Origin of the sequence: Sorangium sp. So ce362, from assembly GCF_051519845.1 — a bacterium.
Taxonomy (GTDB): domain Bacteria; phylum Myxococcota_A; class Polyangia; order Polyangiales; family Polyangiaceae; genus Sorangium.
Genome location: NZ_CP150332.1, coordinates 2,406,223 through 2,423,271, shown reverse-complemented (window position 1 = coordinate 2,423,271; position 17,049 = coordinate 2,406,223). Strand labels below are relative to the sequence as shown.

Below are 17,049 nucleotides of genomic sequence, written 5' to 3'. Positions count from 1 at the left end.
TCACTTCACGAGCGGCGCCGGGACGGCGAGGCGGAGCGGCCCTCGGGGAGCGCCGCGCTCGAAGACCTCGCCGCGCCGGTCGGCGACGCCGAGGCGCATGAGGCCGTCCGCGCGCACGAGCGCGAAGGGGGCGCGCGGGACCGGCGCGTCGCGGGCCGAGCCGCCCCGGCCCGCGTCGAACGGGACGACGAAGACCGCGACGTCCTCGGCGCCCGAGGGGGGCGCGCGGGGCGGGACGGCGTGGGCGCAGCGCACCGCGACCGAGGCGTTCCTGTCCTCGCCGGCGCAGCGGGCGAGCGCGCGGCGATCGGCGTCGTCGCCGCCCTGCGCGAGGTGGTCGGCGGCGGCAAGGCGGACCGCCTCGGCGGGGTCGCGCGCGAGCAGGTCCCGGGCCGCGGCGCCGTCGCAGCGCGCCCGGGCGACCGTGAGGCCGGCGAGCGCGTTGGCGCGCAGGTAGGGGCGCGCGTCGGCGAGCGCCCCGCAGAGCGCCGCGGCCGCGCGGGCGGGCTGGCCGGCGCGGCCCGCGATGCGCCCGATCGCGCCCGCCGCGTTGCCCGCCACGGCGGCGTCGGGGTCCTTGAGGAGCGGCTGGAGCAGCGGCAGCGCGTCCCTGTCCCCCACCGCGCCGAGCGACCAGACGGCGTTGGCGCGGACGCCCGGATCCGGATCGCCCGCGAGCTTGCGGAGCGCGGCGGCGGCCGCCGGGTGCCCGGCGAGCGCCTCGGCGATCTTGCGGCGGTCGTCGATGGGCGCCGCCGAGGCCATCCGCACGAGCGCGGCGCCCGCGGCCTGCCCGGGCATGCGGCCGAGCCCTTCCAGCAGCGCGTCGCGCGCGGCGTCCGGGGCGCTCGCGATGGCCGCCGCGACGTCGTGGGCGAGGCCCTTGCCGCTGCCGTCCTTCGGGTCGTCCGCCGCGCGCGACAGCGCGCCCGAGAGGGCGATGCCGAGGGCGCCCCGGTCCTGCTCGGCGGCGACGGTGAGGCGCTGGAGCAGCGCGCGCGCGCTCGTGGGGCCGGCGACGCGGGAGAGCGCGACCGCTGCCCGGAGGCGCACGTCGGCCGACTCGTCGTCGAGCGCCTCGAGCAGCGCGGCGTCCACGGCGGCGCCGAGCTCCCCGGCGGCGCGCGCCGCGCCGAGCGCCTCGATCACGGCGAGGCGGAGCGGCGCGGAGCGGGCCTTCGCGAGCGGCAGGAGCACCTCCTGCGCGCGGGGCGAGCCGGTGCGCCCGAGGAGCTGGACGAGGGCGAGCTTCTCGTCGGGCGGGGTCGCCGGGTCGACAAGCAGGGCGCGCGCGGGGTCGACGGCGCGCCCGTCGGGCCGCGCGGGATCGAGCAGCGCGGTCGCGGCGCGGATCGCCTCGCGGCGGACCGAGGGGTCGACGTCGCCGAGCAGCTCGAGCACGCTGGGCAGCGCCGCGGGGTCGCCGAGCGCCCCGAGGGCGCGGAGCCCGTGCCGGAGCGGGACGACGCCCCGCTGCATCCCCCGGACGATCGCGGGCAGCCCTTCCCTGGCCTTGAGCTCACCGAGCACGAGGGCGGCGCCCGCGGCGGTGTTGGCCGACGGCGCGGCCGCGAGCGCGGCGACGAGCGCGGGGAGGGCGGTGGCCGCAGCCGGCGCGGGGGCCGCAGCCGGCGCGGGGGCCGCAGCCGGCGCGGGCGCCGCAGCCGGCGCGGGGGCCGCAGCCGGCGCGGGCGCCGCAGCCGGCGCGGGGGCCGCAGCCGGCTTCCCGGCGCTGACGAGGGCGTCGCGGACCGCGGACCGCGGCGCCGCGGGGTCGTCCTTCGCGAGCGCCGCGAGCAGCACCTTCACCGCCGCGTCGGAGCCGATGCGGCCGAGCGCCCGGAGCGCCGCATCACGCACGTCGTTGCTCGAGGTGCCGCTGTCGGCCGGGCGCGCTCCGAGGAACGCGCCCGTGCCTGCCGGCGACGCCTCGACGAGATCGGCGATCGCGGACGTGGCCTCGTCCGAGCGCAGCCGGCCGAGGGCGCTCACCGCCTCGACGCGGACGTCCTGAGATGCGTCCTGGAGCGTGAGGATGAGCGCGCTGACCGCCCGCGCATCGCCGAGCTCTCCGAGCGCCCGCGCCGTGGCCCGACGGACCTCCGGGACCGAGTCCTGCACCTTGCCGATGAGCGGCACGACGGCGCGCCCGTCGCCGATCCGGCCGAGCGCACGCACGACCTCCGCGCGCACCTCCGGCGCGGTGTCGTCGAGGTGGCCAAGCAGCGGCGAGACGGCGTCCGGGAGCCCCGCCGCGCCCATGGCGGCCGCGGCGGCGAGGCGGACGTGCGGATCGGGATCGCCGAGCACCCGGCCGAGGGCGACGACGGATCGATCGGTGGGCGCCGCGCGGATGAGGTCGCAGGCCGCGAGCCGCAGGCGCGCGTCGCCCTCGCCGAGCCACTCGATCACGAGGTCTCCTGCGCGCGGCATCCGGAAGCGCACAGCCGCCCCGGCGAGGTACAGCCGCACCTCGATGTCCGGGTCGCTCATGCCCTTCTGGATCAGCCCGATCGCCGTCTCCGGGGCGAGCTCGCCGACGCGGGTGGCGGCGAGGCGCCGCTCCGAGACGTCGCCCGACGTGAGCGCGCGCGCGATCTGCTCCGGCACGTTGGGCCAGAGGAACGCGGCGGCGTCCCCGGGCGGCGCGAGCGCGGCGGCCGAGGCGGCGACGACGAGCAGGACCTGCGGGAGCCGGCGCAGCGGCGAGACGGTACGGCGCACGACCCGAGCGTAGTACAGCGAGCGCGGCCGCGTCATGACCGTTCCAGGCGGCTCGAGCGCCGAGGGCGAGGCGCCGGGCGGACGGGGGCGCTGGAGGGAGGACGCGGGGGCGCTGGAGGGTGCGGGGGCGCTGGAGGGAGGGAGTTTCTCTGCTCCAGGGAGCGCCACCCCCCCCCGAGCGCTCCCGAAACCGTCCTCGCCGTGCAACAGTCCAGCGAGGTGCCCACATGACCCCCTTTTCCGTTCTCGACCTGGCTCCGATCGTCCAAGGCGGGGATGCCGCCCAGGCCTTCCGCAACACGCTCGACCTCGCCCGCCACGCCGAGCGGCTCGGCTATCGCCGCTACTGGCTGGCCGAGCACCACAACATGGCCGGCGTGGCCAGCGCCGCGACCTCGGTCGTGATCGCGCACGTGGCCGGCGGCACCTCGACGATCCGCGTCGGCGCGGGCGGGATCATGCTGCCGAACCACGCGCCGCTCATGATCGCCGAGCAGTTCGGCACGCTGGCGTCCCTCTTTCCGGGGCGCATCGATCTGGGCCTCGGGCGGGCTCCCGGGTCCGACCCGGCGACCGCCCGCGCGCTACGGCGTAACCTGTCCGGAGACGTCGACAGCTTCCCTCAGGACGTCCTGGAGCTCATGGGCTACTTCCGCCCGGCGGAGCCTGGCCAGCTGGTGCAGGCCGTGCCCGGCGCGGGCCTGAGCGTGCCGATCTGGATCCTCGGCTCCAGCCTCTTCGGCGCGCAGCTCGCCGCGGCGCTGGGCCTCCCTTACGCCTTCGCCTCGCACTTCGCGCCGGGCCAGATGGCGCAGGCGATCGCGCTGTATCGCCGGGAGTTCCGCCCCTCGGATCAGCTCGCGCAGCCGGTTGTCATGCTGGGGGTCAACGTGTTCGCCGCCGACAGCGACGAGGAGGGTCGACGGCTGGGGACCTCGCTTCAGCAGGCCTTCGTCAACCTGCGCCGCGGCCGCCCGGGGCCCCTGCCGCCGCCGGTCGACGACCTCGAGCGCCAGCTGAGCCCGCTGGACCGCGCTGGCCTCGAGCAGATGCTGGCCTGCACGATCGCGGGCTCGCCCGAGGCCGTGCGGCGGGGGCTGGACGCGTTCATCACCCGCACCCGCGCCGACGAGCTCATGGTGAGCTCACCGATCTTCGATCATGCCGCGCGCGTGCGCTCGCTCGAGCTCACCGCGCAGGCGCGCGACGAACTCGCCCGGGCCGGGTGAAGCCCCTCGCCGGCGGCGCGGGCTCGTGCCGGGCTCGGCGCCTGGAAAGCGCCACGCGGACGCCTCACCCCGGGTCGATCCGGTAGATACGCCCCGTGTTGAACATCACCACATAGATCTCCCCGGCGGCGTCCTCGCCGAACGAGGACGGGAGACCGTTCGGGCTCAACGCGGTGGTGAGCTCTGCGCGATCCGTCGCGGCCTTGCCGTCCCACACGAAGGAGAAGAAGCGCCCTGTCACGTAATCGGCATACAGATAGCGGCCGCGCAGGCACGGGATCTTCGCCCCGCGATAGACGTAGCCGCCGACGATCGAGCCCGCCTCGCTGCGGGGGTGCTCGACCGTAGGCGGGACCCCGCGCGGCTTGCACGCCGCGCCCGGTGGATAGCAATGGGCGCCCTCCATCGCTTCCCAGCCGTAATCGTTCCTGCCCTGGCCAGCGCGCTCCACAAGGATCTCCTCCCAGCTCTTCTGACCGACATCGCCGATGTACAGGTCCCCCGTGAGCCGGTCGAAGCTGAACCGCCACGGGTTCCGGAGCCCGTAATCCCAGATCATCGGATCTCCGCCGGTCATGTTGCCCGCCGGCGCTTTCCCCGGCTGCTCGACGTCGATCCGGAGGATCTTGCCGAGCTTCGAGGTGAGATCGGCCGCCGGGCTCGGCGATCGCGCGGAGTCGCCGATGGCGGCGTAGAGGTGGCCGTCCTTGCCGAAGGCCAGCATGCCGCCGACGTGGTTCCAGGCGCCGTGCTTCACGTCGACGAGCGACCGGACCGGCTCGGGATGGGCGGCGCCTTCGCCCTGCGCCGCGCGCTTCCACTCCTCGATCACCACGTTGCCGCGCGGGGCCGACGAGTAATGAAGCCAGAAGCGCCCGTTCCTCGCGTAGTCCGGGTGGAAGGCGAGCCCGAGCAGGCCGCCCTCCGCGTTCGGCGCCGGAAAGAACACGCGCGATCGCACGTCGAGGAAGGGCGCCGGCTGGACCGCGCCGTCCTTGACGAGCCGGAGCGTCCCCGCCTTCTCGAGCACCACGAGCCGCGCCGGATCGCCGGGCGGCCCGGCGACATACGTCGGCTGGTCGAACCCGCTCGCCACAAGCGTGAGCTTCAGCGGCGGGACGCCGCCGCACTTCGCCGGGCGAGCCAGCTCCGCCGCGCTCGCCGGCGGCGGCGCTTGCCCGTCTTCCGCAGCGGGCGCGCCCTTCGTGGCGGGCGCGCCCTCCGCCGCGGCGGGCGCCGGACCGGGGGGCGCCGCGCTCGCCTGCGCCGGCGGCGCGGCCGCGTTCCCTGCCGCGGCCGCGCCGGCGGCGCCGCCCTCGCGCGGCCCTTCGGGCGGCCCAGCGACCTGCACACGCCTGTCGCAGGCGGCTACACTGCCCGCGAGCAGGAGGCACAAGGCGGTCCGATGGAACGCGCACGCTCTCGTCACACAGGCAGCGCGCCCCGCGGCGCGGCGGTGGATCGGTCTCTCGGACAAGCGGACACCTCCGCCTCCACCTTCAGCATGACCGGCCATCCATGGCAAGCCGTGGTCGCGTCGCTGCTGCTCGCGAGCTGCGGCGGTTGCAGCGCGCAGGAGACGCCCCGGGCCGATCCCCTGCCCGCGCCCGACCGGCTCGGCGCACACGCCGGAACGGCCGCGCGCGGCGCCGGAGCGGACGAGCGCCCAGCCGCGAGCGCGCCCGCCGCGCCCCGGGATCCGCCGCCCTGCAAGGACGGGGACGAGGATCCTCACGATCTCCGCTGCACCGGCCTCTACAGCGACTTCGGCGCGCGCTCGCTCGCGGAGGGCGTCCACGAGTTCAGGCCGGCGTTCGAGCTCTGGAGCGACGGCGCCGAGAAGACGCGCTGGATCTACCTCCCTCCGGGCTCGACCATCGATGTCTCCAGGATGAACGACTGGATTTTCCCTGTCGGCACCAGGCTGTGGAAGGAGTTCCGGAGCCCCGCCTCCGGCGCGAGCCGCCGCCTCGAGACGAGGCTCCTCTGGAAGACCGCGGAGGATCGCTGGACGCGCGCCACCTATGTCTGGTCGGAGGACGGCGCGAGCGCGCTGCAGGTGAAGGCCGGTGTTCCCCACGTGCCCGGCGCGGACGGCTATGCGATCCCGGCGCAGGTCGACTGCATCCGCTGCCACGCGGGCAAGACCGATAACCCGCTCGGCTTCGAGGCGATCCAGCTCGCCGCGCGGGGAGCAGGCGGACTGACGTACGCCGAGCTGATCCAGCGCGGCCTGCTCTCGACGGCGTCCGGCGGCCCGCTGCCCAGCGCGGCCGCGCTCGCGGTGCCCGGGACCGAGACGGAGCGGCGCGCGCTCGGTCTGCTCCACGCGAACTGCGGTGTCTCGTGCCACCATCCGTCCGGCGTCGCCACGCACTTCGAGATGCGCCTCAACATCGATGCTGCCGGCCAGGTGGGCGATGTGCGCGGCACGCGCGTCTACCAGACGGCGATCAACCAGCCAGCGAAGCTCCGCCCGTCCGGGGCGCCGCCGGAAGCACGCTATTACCGGCTGAGGCCCCGCGATCCGGATCGCAGCACGCTGCTCCGCGCCATGTCCCGGCGCGACGCGCCCGGCGCGCCGCCCGAGCAGATGCCGCCGCTCGCGACCCGCCGCGTCGACGAGGAGGCCGTCGCAGCGGTCCGCGCCTGGATCGAGGCGATGACCCCCGCCGCCGGCTACCCGCCCGCCGCGCCCTGACGGGCCGCGCGCGGCAAGGGGCGGCGCAGGCCCCGGGTGGCTGCCCGCAGCCGGAAGCCCTATCCTCCCGCCATGCCGCCCGCCGCTCTGAAGAAGGCGCCCGCCACGGTCGCCGACCTCCTCGCCATCCCGGAGCCCGAGCGCTTCCACGAGATCATCGATGGCGACCTCGTGCGCAAGGCGATGCCGAGCCCGCGTCACGGCAGCTCGCAGGCGCGCCTCACCATCCGGCTCGGCGGCCCGTACGATCGCCGCCCCGGCGGACCGTGGCCCGGCGGATGGCGCTTCCTGACCGAGACCGAGGTGCAGTTCGAAATCCGCGAGGTCTACCGCCCGGATATCGCCGGTTGGCGCCGGGAGCGGCTGCCCGAGCTCCCCAGGGAAAGTCCCATCCTGGTGCGACCGGACTGGGTCTGCGAGATCCTCTCGCCCTCCAACGAACGCAACGACGTCGTGAAGAAGATGCGCGCTTACAGGCGCTCGGGCGTACCCCATTACTGGCTCATCGATCCGGTCGCCGAGACGCTCATCGTCTATCGCTGGACGGAGGACGGCTATCTCCTGGTCCTGGACGCTCAGGGTGAGGAGCGCATCCACGCCGAGCCCTTCGAGGCCGTCGAGTTCTCGGTGCATGGCCTGCTCGACGGCGACGATGACGCCTGACGAACACGGACGAGCGTCCAGCCTGACCCCTGCGGAGCCCCTGCCGCGCGCGCCCTGACGCCGTCTCCCGGCCGCCCGGCCGGCGCCGTCCGAGGCGCCGGCCCGAGGGGCGCGCCGGAAACCGGTGAAGGGCGCGCGCCGGAAACGCCCTCGCCCGCGCGCCGGGCCGTGGTGATCGCGGCCGCCGGGCTTCATGCTCCCGGCGGTCGCAGCGCCGCGCGGCCTCGGCCGACGCCGCGCTCGCCGCGCGCACGGCACCGGCGGATGCCCCGCCCCTGCCCGAGGAGCGCCCACGACCACGACCGGGGGGGAACACGTCACGTGAAGCAGCCGAAAGAGATCAAGAAGGCAGAGGGCAAGCTCGGGGTCCTGCTGCCGGGGCTGGGCGCCGTCTCCACGACGACCATCGCCGGCACCCTGCTCGCGCGGCGCGGGCTCGCGGCGCCGATCGGGTCGCTCACGCAAATGGGCACGATCCGGCTCGGCCGGCGCACCGACCACCGCGCGCCCAGGATCAAGGATTTCCTGCCGCTCGCGACGCTCGATCAGCTGGTGTTCGGCGCGTGGGACATCTTCCCCGACAACGCCTACGAGGCGGCGCGCCACGCGGACGTGCTGGAGCGCCGCCACCTCGACGCCGTCCGCGAGGAGCTGGAGCGCATCCGGCCGATGCCCGCCGCGTTCTACCCGCAGTACGTGCGGCGCCTCAACGGCACCCATGTGAAGAAGGGCGCGAGCAAGGCCGAGATGGTGGAGCAGCTCCGGGAAGATCTCCGCGCCTTCCTGCGCGACAGCGGCGCGGCGCGCGCCGTCGCCGTCTGGTGCGGCTCGACCGAGGTCCACATCGCACCTGCGGAGGTCCACCAGTCGATCGCGCGCTTCGAGGCAGGGCTCGCCGAGGACCACCCGGCGATCTCGAGCTCCCAGCTCTACGCCTGGGCCTGCCTGAAGGAGCGCATCCCGTTCGCGAACGGCGCCCCGAACCTGACCGTCGACTTCCCGGCCGCGTGGGAGCTCGCGCGGAAGCAGGAGGTCCCCATCGCCGGCAAGGACTTCAAGACCGGCCAGACCCTCATGAAGACGGTGATCGCCCCGGGGCTCAAGGCGAGGATGCTCGGCGTCACGGGGTGGTTCTCGACGAACATCCTCGGCAACCGCGACGGCGAGGTGCTCGACGACCCGGAGTCGTTCCGCTCGAAGGAGGTCTCGAAGCTCGGGGTGCTCGAGCACATCCTCCAGCCGCACGTCTACGGCGAGCTCTACGGCAAGCTCTACCACAAGGTGCGGATCGAGTACTACCCGCCTCGGGGCGACGCCAAGGAGGGCTGGGACAACATCGATCTCGTCGGCTGGCTCGGCTACCCGATGCAGATGAAGATCAACTTCCTCTGCCGCGACTCGATCCTCGCCGCGCCCATCGTGCTCGACCTTGCGCTCCTCCTGGATCTCGCGCAGCGCGCCGGGCTGCGCGGCACGCAGGAGTGGCTGAGCTTCTACTGGAAGAGCCCGATGACCGCGCCGGCCCTGTACCCGGAGCACGACCTCTTCATCCAGTCGATGAAGCTCAAGAACACGATGCGCTGGCTCATGGGGGAGGACCTCATCACCCACCTGGGCAACGAGTACTACGATTGAAGGGAGGGCGCTCCTCGGGCCCGGCGGTCGCGCGGCCGGGCCCGAGGACCGCGTGCGCCTTTCGCCACGCCGCCAGGGCGTCGCGGCCGGCGAGCCGCTCAATCCTTGGTGACGCTGGCCGGAACCACCGCGGCGTCGGCGGGCTTGGGCTGCTCGACCAAGTCCAGGTTCACCTCCGCGACGCTGCCGCCACGCACGTGGGCCGACGAGGCCCGCATGGTCGAGGAGACGAAGACCATGTAGGTGCCGTCCGGCAGATCCGTCGCCCGGTAGGTCCCGTCGCCGCCTGTCGTCAGATAACGCATGTCGAGCCCGCTGTCGCCCTGGTTGCAGACGACCTGGACCTGAAGCCCCCGGAGCTGCTTCCCGCCGGACGTGATGCGCCCGCGGATCTCGCCCGAGCCTTTCGCGAGCAGCGCGAGGTTCTGCTCGACGGTTTCACCGTCCTTCACGCCCACGTGCACGACGGTGCGCTGCGCCGTGTCGATCAGCTCCAGGCGCACCGAGACCGGCGGGAGCTGCTCGATGCGATATCGCCCCTCGGCGTCGGTCACCGTGTTCACGAAGCCGATGCTCCGGTGAGAGGCCATGAGCCTCACGCCGGCGGCCGGCTTGCCGTCGCTCCCGCGCACCACGCCGACGATGCTGCCGCCAGTGGACATCACGAGATCGATCGGCGCCAGATCGTCGCACCCGGAGACCTGGACGCTCGCCGTCGTCGTGGCATAGCCACCGGCGTAGCCGCGGACCAGGATCTCGCCGGCAGGAACGTGCTCCAGCCGGAAGCGCCCGTCGAGATCGCTCTGCGCCTCGCTCGCGGCGTCCATCGACCCCTGGCTGGCCACGCCCGCGAAGCGGCGCGCCTCCGCGTCGAGGAACACCCCTGCCACCGGCGCGCCGCTCTCGTCACGAACCGTGCCCGTCAGCGTGCACCCGCTCGTGAGGGTCAGCTCGATGTCTCGGGTCTCGTCCGCCTTGGTGTGGACGAGCGAGGAGAACGCGGGGGCGTAGTCGGACGCCGTGACCCTGAGGATCACGGCCCATCCAGGGAGTTGATCGATGTGGAAGGCGCCGTCCGGCCCCTCGAAGCGCTTTGACAAGAGGGGCGCAGGCGCCGCCGTGCTGTCGGGGGACAGCGCGATGACATCCACGGAGAACCGCGTGATCGGCTCCTTGCGCTCATTGTAGACATGCCCCTTGACGATCCCGCTCCTCGGGAGAACGAGGGCGAGGTCATCACCGCTGTGCGCAATGGTGATCGTCGGGCCGTATCCCTCCTTGTTGCCGACGAGGTTGTACGTACCGTTCGGGACGCGGAGTTCGAAGCGCCCGTCTCCGTCGGTCTGGGCGGAGGCCGCCGTGGTGGGGAAGTTGCCGGCGACCTCGAACGTTGTCGCGATGACGGCAGCCCCGGCGAGCGGCGCGCCAGTCAGGTCGTAAACGGTCCCGGAGATCGACGGCGCCTCCGGGGCCGGCTCGGCAGGGTGCGCAGCAGGGACCTTCCACTGCGTTCGGTTGACGTAGCCCGACCTCTTCTGCGCGGCCGCTGGCTCCCGCCGCGCGGCGGTGGGCGCATCGTGCTTCGGCCGGAAGAGCAGGAAGGCGGCGAGGGCGAGCGCCGCGAGCGCGCACCAGAGCGGCCATCGCCGGGGAGTGTCGTGACGCAAGACAGGCGGTTGCATGAGAACGTCTCCATCGAGTCCTGGTGTGGGGGCTGCGGCGCTGGCAGCGATGTCGCAACCGAGAGGGAGCGGGGCACTCCACAGCGACTCCCGCTCCCTCTCGCTCGGGCGAGGCAACGCCGGACACGGGAGGTGACCGCCGGCGCGTCGGGCAGGCCTCCGGCGCCGGCCCCTGCCAGCCCGGTAAGCCCTCCTCTTTGAACATGGGCACGGCGAGCCGCGCCCGACGTCACCTGATCAACATGCCCTGCACGAACGGAAAGGTGTTCATCAGGATCGTCCCGGTGAAGGTCGGGTTCGCCGTCGCCGACTCGCCGAGGGCCATGAAGATGGCACTGAACGGGAAGCCGCTCTGGTCGAACCCGTTGCAGGCCGTGAGGCCATCGCCGGCGTACATGGTGGTGGTGATGTTCGTCGTCGGGCAGTTCGGATTGGTCACCGTCCTCGTCTCCAGGGTCCGGCAGAGAAGGCTGCCTGATATGGGGTTGACCGACGTCCAGATCATGTTGTACCGGCATGTCCCGTTCGGAGCGAGCAGGTTAATCGCGGGGCCCAAGCCCGCGGAGAGGAACTGCGCTGTACCGGCCGGTCTGTCTTCGATGACGATCAGACGGCCCGCCGTGGGCGCCACGGCCATGGCGCTGCCCGAGATCGACATGACGGCGAGCGATGTGAGGACCATGAGCTTCTTCATGAGGCAAACTCCTTGTGTTTCATGCCAAGTGGAACGTTGCACACACCAATCCCGAGACGAGCTTGAGGCGATAGCCCACCTGACGAGAGCGACAGAGAAGCTCGCCCCTCGCTAGCCATGCGTCGCCTGAAGGCGCGCTGCGCGCCCCTGTTTTTCTGGCGGAGAGTTCGCGCGAACGTTACGACACGCCTCGCCTCCTGCCTCGAGCGCGCGATGCGCGGCGCTCTCCTGAAAGAGCTCAACACAGCTGGGCTCCCTCCGAGAGCGTCCCGACTCGACGCAGCGCTCCTGTCGACTCAGACAGGATTTCCTCGAATCGGCTTACATCGAAGGTACCGCGTCATTCCTCACCGAGCAAGCCCGGGAGAAACAAACAATGCATCAAAAAAAAATAACCAGCATTTGCGCGGACGGCACGCCACGACCCGGGCGCTCATCGCAATTGCCATCGAAGAGCACATTCCTAGAACTTCCGCAAAACGCCGCGTGGCTCGTCCGACCGGGGTAGCGACCGCCACGACCCGGGCGCTCATCGCGACTGCCGTCGAAGAGCACATTCCTAGAACTTCCGCAAAATGCGGCGTGGCTCGTCCGACCAGGGCCGCAACCGTTCATCAGCAGCATGCCACTCACATCGAGCGCCACACATCGAGCGACGCTGAGCGCGCGAAGGCCCTCGGCGTGGCCCGCTCCGGGCGGAGGGAGCTCTGTCCCGTACGGGGCCGGGCCCCCTGATCGACCAGGATTCACGCGCTACGTGTTACGTGTCGCAGCGCCCAAGGGCAGCCGGACCGCCCGGCTCCGCCCGCAGCGACTGGCCGGGGATGAGCCGCTCGAGGACCCGGGCGATCCACGGCGTGAACGGCAGGACGAGCAGCGCTGCATCAGCTTGCGTCCTTTGATCAGGAGAGCTGGGCGGTGAGCTCACCTGAAGTGCGTCGGACGCGGGAGACGCTCCCATGAAGAAGCGATGAAGCTGTTGACAAACCTCGCCACGCTGCCCGGAGATTTCACGCAGCAAGGGAGAGGGAAACCCTGAGCGAGGTACGGCGCTCACGCGGCCTCGCCGCGTGCCCCGGCGAGAGGGGGACCCGCGCATGCGAGCGCGCGCTCCCTCGCTCCGCGCGCTGTCTCAGTGGATCCAGCTCGTGCCTTCCGCGATCTTCTGCCCGGCCGGGCCGAACATCGTCTGCAGCACCGACTTGCCCTGGATGCGGACCTTGGTCACGGTCTTGGGGATAGACCAGCTCACCCCGTCGCTGCAGCTCGGCTGGATGAAGCCGCCGCCCGGGGAGTACACGCCCTTCTTGCTCTTCGTCGCGCCGATCTGCACCCAGCAGCCCTCGACCTCGTCGAAGCCGTAGAGGGTCGCGGTCGTCGTCGTGTTCTCGCAGATGCTCTTCGACTTGGGGGCGTTGACGCTGTACGCCGTCGCCGTCTGGCTCGACGCGAAGGCGTTCTTCACGTTCGTGACCTCGACGACGTAGCTGCCCTTGCTGCTGTAATAGGTGTTGTCGGGCGACTCGCGGAGGGTGAAGCCGCCGACGTCGCTCGAGTTCGACTGGACGGCCGTCTGGTCGAACGCGGGCAGCCCGGCGATATCGATGCACAGCGCCTGCGCGGCCTCCTCGACCTCCTCCAGGCCGGCCAGCTCCGCGTCGAGGTCGGTCGCGCCGGCGACGCAGCCCATGAGCGCAAACGAGGACACGAGGGACGAGGCGAGGAGGGTCATTGCACGCTTCATGATTGAGCTCTCTTTCCGGTATTTAATTGGACACCATGTGACCTGACATGCGGGCAGGCCGCCACGGATGCGATGGAGTCGAGTCCATCGTCCCCCGGGTTGTCCCGCTCGCCGCTTGGACCGCGCCAAGCGTCACGCAACTCCCTTAAACAGGAAGCGTGCCACTCCCCGCTTCCGGTGCTCGACCCCGCGAACGCCGGCATTTGCGCGCCTCGGTGCGCTCCGGGGCGCGGGCGGGCCGCGCCTGGTCGGGCGCGCTGGGGGCGCGCTCCCTCAGCCTGGAGGCGCCGCCCTCCATCGGGAGTCTCAGCGGGTGATCGAAGCCGCGCCGGAGCGCTGGCCGGGGTGGGATGCCCGGCGACGAACGACGGTGTTCAGGGCGCGAAGGACACGTCGAGCGTGTACGGCCCAGCGTCGTCCAGGGACCAGAAGCCGTCGACGAAGAGGAACAGGGGAGCGCCGCCGGTCACGTCGAGGACGAGCGTCTCGTCCTCGCCTGCCCCTCCCCTGTCCTCGCACGTGAGCTCGGAGCTCGCCCACAGGCAGCTCGACCTCACGAACAGGGGTGCCGTCCCCGCAGACCGCCGGCGTGAACGTGGAGCGCAGGGTGTACGGGCCCTCGTCGCCCGGCGCCTCCGCGTCGACGACGAGGCTCACCGACTCGCCGGCGATCAGGACGATCTCGCGCGACTCGGGGATCCCGCCGTGGGCGCCGTCGGCGCAGTCGAGCTCGGTGTCTGGGTCCTCGCACACGCCGCGGAAGTAGAGCCCGTGGTCGGTGTCCGACTCGAGCACGACCGAGAGCGTGCCCGACTGTTCCTCGGGCGCCACGAACAGGTACACGTCCTCGCGGCCAGCGCCCGTGCAGTCGGCATCGAACGCGTTCGTGCCGAGCGAGGTGTCGCCCGAGACCTCCGGCAGCGCGGGCGGCGCGGCCGCGCAGGCCGCCGCGACGAGCGCGGCGCAGGGTTCGTCGCAATCGTCGTCGGCGCAGTCGACGGCCGCGTCGCGGTCGTTGTCCTCGCCGTCGGCGCAGCTCGCCTCGTAGATCCTGCAGAGGCCGGTGCTCACGTTGCACCTGCCGCGCGTCGGGCAGTGCGCGTCCTCCGTGCACGCCGGTCGGCAGCTCGGCGTCCCGTCGGCGGCGGGCGCGCAGGCATAGCCGGGGCGGCAATCGCTCGAGGTGGTGCACGCCCCGTAGCAGAGGTGCCCATTGGTGCCGGATTCGATGCAGACGCCATTGCCGGGACAGGTGCCGCCGGTGTGCTCGCACGAGCTGATGCAGTAGCCGGCGGGCCATCCGTTGAAGTCCTCCCGGCTGCAGAAGCTCCCTGCGCACATCGCGTCCTCGGTGCAGGCGGCGCGGTCGGGCAGGTTGAGATTTCCGCCGGCGCCGCCCGTACCGCCTGAGCCACCGACGCCGCCCGAGCCACCGGAGCCACCGACGCCGCCCGAGCCACCGGAGCCGCCCGCGCCGCCAATGCCGCCGCCGGAGCCGCCCGCGCCGCCGACACCGCGCAGGGTGCATGAGATCCCGGATCGGCCAGAATCGCCAGCGAGGACACAGGAGCATTCCACCGCGCGAGGGTGCGCGGACGGATGGAGTCGCAGGTCAGCGGCGCTCCTCCGGCATCCTCGCGCGCTACCCTCGCGGCGGCGCGTAGAAGTCCACGATCCGGATCGGCTCGGTCAGCCGCACCCGCACCCGCGAGCGTTCGCCGCGGACGTCGCCGCCGATCTGGAAGCTCGTCGCCGGGTCCATCTCGATCGTGACCTCGTCGACGAAGTAATCGAACACCGTCTCCAGGTCGTCGAACTCCCCGTTCCAGATGCTCGAGAAGTTCCTCACGAACGTGAACGGCGAGATCATCGACACGCGCAGCTGCATCCGGTCCTGGCGATCGTCCGCGTACGGGAACATCCGGAAGCCGAAGCCGTAATAGGGGATCGTCGACAGCGCCGCGATCTTCGCCGGCCCCTCGTAGATGATGCCGCCCTTCTTGATGGGCGCCCCGAGGATCGTCCCCTTCTCGCCGACGCGGATCGCGTCGTTGCCCTCGTTGATGATGCGGCAGTGCGGCGTGCGCCGCACCAGGTAGCTCGGGATCGTCCGCGTCGTCGCGGCGACGGCGTACGCCACCGGCCCCGGCGCGAGCCGCTTCAGCGGGCCGCGCGCGAGCGCCGACTTCACCGCGTTGTAGTCGCGCAGCATCACCGCATCGATCCCGAAGCCGCAGAACGGCGACAGGATGTCCTCGGCCTCCACCAGCCGCAGGTTCCGGCTCCCGGCCTCGGCGCGCAGCCGCTGGAGGTCCACCGCGAGCCCAGGCTTCGCGCCCGCGCCCCCGGAGGCGCCGAGCACCCACGCCAGCGAGTTGCCCGTCCCCAGGCGGAGCAGCCCGAACCGCGGCAGCGGCAGCCCGCGCCGCTTCGCCTCGTTCACCACCGCCGTCACCACCACGGTGAACGTCCCATCGCCCCCGCCCGTGAGGATCGTGCCGTAACCCCGGTCAACCAGGATCCGCGCGATGCCCTCGCTCTCCTCCACCCGCCGCGAGACGAACAGATCCCCGGTGTCAAGAATTTGATCGAGCGTCTCGATCACCTCCGCCGTCACGCTCTTGGCGTTGCCGTTCACCACCACGGCAATCCGGTGGCTCGCCGCGCCCCGCGGCACGTCGCTCGGACGACGCGGCGCATCAGCGGCCACGGCCTGGAAGGCGTCATCGGAGCCGCGACCGGCGGGCGGAGAGGTCATGGACCGCGATCTACCACGACCGACCGCTGCGCTTGCACATCGCGCGGGCGGGCCGAAGGCGACCGACGGATCGAAGCGTCGAGCCCGCCGGGAGTTTGCTGTAGTCCAACGTGACCAGAACACCGCTCGCCGGCGACCTCCGACTTTTCGAGAGATGCCCAAGCATGCGATGCTCATGGGTTTTGGCTCTCGGACCGATCTTGGGTCATGCTGACCATCGGGAAAGCGAGACCCTCCCCGAAACTTAGTGGACGGGGAGGTCGATTTTTTGGTAAGGCGACGACCTGTCGAACCAATTGGGCTTGACAGCCGTGCGGGTCTTTCCCCCGCGCGGGCGGCGCGCGCTTGGGGCGAAGGGCCGCGACGATCTCGTACCCAGCGGGGGACGCAGCGACATGGCGAAGATCACAAAGCAGGGCAGCTCCGAGAAGACGGGCACGAAGAAGAAGGCCTCTTCGAGCGCCAAGGGGGGCGCTGAAGCTTCGCTTGCGAAACCCGTGAATCCGGTAATCAAGGAAGACTCGAAATCTTCGTCGAGCGCCTCGAAGCGTAAGCTCGGCCTCCGCGGCGCTGCGCCCTGGGCTGCCCGGCACGCCGCGAAGCACGCCGCCGAGGCGCGGGCCCGGGCCGCCGAGCCGGCGCCTCCCGGCAGCGCCCGCGCGACGATCCGCGTGCCCAGCGGCGCGGAGGAGATCAAGGCGAAGATCGGCGAGCTCCACAACCAGACCCAGAAGATCCGGACGCTCCGCAAGCGGCTCGACAAGGGGTTCTTCGATATCGGGGTGGTGCTCGCCGAGATCCAGCAGCAGGAGCTGTATCAGGCGAAGGGCTACGGCTCGTTCGAGGCGTTCCTCGAGCGCGAGATCGACCTCGGCAAGCAGACGTCGCTGCGCCTCATCAAGGTCGCCCACGTCTTCCAGCGCGAGGTGGCCCTCGACTACGGCATGGACCGGCTGTTCGTCGCGCTCGCCGCCCTCGAGGGCGACGCGGTCCCCAAGCCGGCCCCTTCCGCGATCCCCTCCGCTCCCGGCTCGAAGCCTCCCCTCCCCCTCAAGCCCCCCATGCGCATCGTCGGCTGAGCGGCGCTCACCCGCTGCGGATACGGGCCCACCTCGACGTTTTCGGTGCTCGGCGTACTGGAGTACGCCTGCGCGCCGAAAACGCCGATCTGGGCCCGTCTCCTGTGCGGGTGAACGCCGCTCGGGGGGGCCAGAGCTGC

Annotated in this window: 12 protein-coding genes; 5 read left to right on the top strand and 7 right to left on the bottom strand. The window is 72.2% G+C overall.

Features of this window, described 5'->3' with window-relative positions; genetic code table 11:
- Entirely contained in the window at positions 1 to 2,724 is a 2,724-nt protein-coding gene (locus WMF17_RS09630; RefSeq protein WP_437648977.1) for a HEAT repeat domain-containing protein, read from the bottom strand.
- 227 nt (positions 2,725 to 2,951) lie between these two features.
- On the opposite strand from WMF17_RS09630, the gene WMF17_RS09625 reads away from it, so the two are divergent.
- A complete protein-coding gene (locus WMF17_RS09625) occupies positions 2,952 to 3,953 on the top strand; it encodes an LLM class flavin-dependent oxidoreductase (RefSeq protein WP_437648975.1) in 1,002 nt (333 codons plus the stop codon).
- 64 nt (positions 3,954 to 4,017) lie between these two features.
- Here the strand turns inward: WMF17_RS09625 and WMF17_RS09620 are convergent, their stop codons facing one another.
- Positions 4,018 to 5,304 (bottom strand): PQQ-dependent sugar dehydrogenase, encoded by a 1,287-nt coding sequence (locus WMF17_RS09620; protein WP_437648973.1) that lies wholly within the window; start codon positions 5,302 to 5,304, stop codon positions 4,018 to 4,020.
- A gap of 153 nt (positions 5,305 to 5,457) precedes the next feature.
- Here WMF17_RS09620 and WMF17_RS09615 point away from each other — a divergent pair, with 153 nt between their 5' ends.
- The 3 genes from WMF17_RS09615 (at position 5,458) to WMF17_RS09605 (ending at position 8,952) form a co-directional block, all read left to right on the top strand.
- Positions 5,458 to 6,654 carry a hypothetical protein gene (locus WMF17_RS09615; RefSeq protein ID WP_437648971.1) on the top strand — a complete coding sequence of 399 codons (1,197 nt, stop codon included), beginning with the start codon at positions 5,458 to 5,460 and terminating at the stop codon, positions 6,652 to 6,654.
- Positions 6,655 to 6,726: 72 nt separating this feature from the next.
- The gene (locus tag WMF17_RS09610; RefSeq protein WP_437579283.1) at positions 6,727 to 7,317 is read left to right on the top strand and encodes a Uma2 family endonuclease; all 591 of its coding nucleotides are present in this window, start codon (positions 6,727 to 6,729) and stop codon (positions 7,315 to 7,317) included.
- 321 nt (positions 7,318 to 7,638) lie between these two features.
- Positions 7,639 to 8,952, top strand: a complete 1,314-nt coding sequence (locus WMF17_RS09605) for an inositol-3-phosphate synthase (RefSeq protein ID WP_437648969.1) — start codon at positions 7,639 to 7,641, stop codon at positions 8,950 to 8,952.
- Positions 8,953 to 9,050: 98 nt separating this feature from the next.
- On the opposite strand, the gene WMF17_RS09600 is transcribed toward WMF17_RS09605, so the two are convergent.
- The 5 genes from WMF17_RS09600 to WMF17_RS09580 form a co-directional block, all read right to left on the bottom strand.
- On the bottom strand, positions 9,051 to 10,634 hold the full coding sequence (locus WMF17_RS09600) for a carboxypeptidase regulatory-like domain-containing protein (RefSeq protein WP_437648967.1): 1,584 nt from the start codon (positions 10,632 to 10,634) through the stop codon (positions 9,051 to 9,053).
- 229 nt (positions 10,635 to 10,863) lie between these two features.
- A complete protein-coding gene (locus WMF17_RS09595; protein ID WP_437648966.1) occupies positions 10,864 to 11,328 on the bottom strand; it encodes a hypothetical protein in 465 nt (154 codons plus the stop codon).
- Positions 11,329 to 12,460: 1,132 nt separating this feature from the next.
- Entirely contained in the window at positions 12,461 to 13,072 is a 612-nt protein-coding gene (locus WMF17_RS09590; RefSeq protein ID WP_437648965.1) for a hypothetical protein, read from the bottom strand.
- 306 nt (positions 13,073 to 13,378) lie between these two features.
- A complete protein-coding gene (locus tag WMF17_RS09585) occupies positions 13,379 to 14,650 on the bottom strand; it encodes a hypothetical protein (RefSeq protein ID WP_437648964.1) in 1,272 nt (423 codons plus the stop codon).
- 64 nt (positions 14,651 to 14,714) lie between these two features.
- Positions 14,715 to 15,830, bottom strand: coding sequence for a diacylglycerol/lipid kinase family protein (locus WMF17_RS09580; protein ID WP_437601655.1), 1,116 nt, complete (start codon positions 15,828 to 15,830; stop codon positions 14,715 to 14,717).
- A 395-nt stretch (positions 15,831 to 16,225) separates the two neighbouring features.
- On the opposite strand from WMF17_RS09580, the gene WMF17_RS09575 reads away from it, so the two are divergent.
- Positions 16,226 to 16,909, top strand: coding sequence for a hypothetical protein (locus tag WMF17_RS09575; RefSeq protein ID WP_437601654.1), 684 nt, complete (start codon positions 16,226 to 16,228; stop codon positions 16,907 to 16,909).
- Positions 16,910 to 17,049 lie beyond the last annotated feature (140 nt).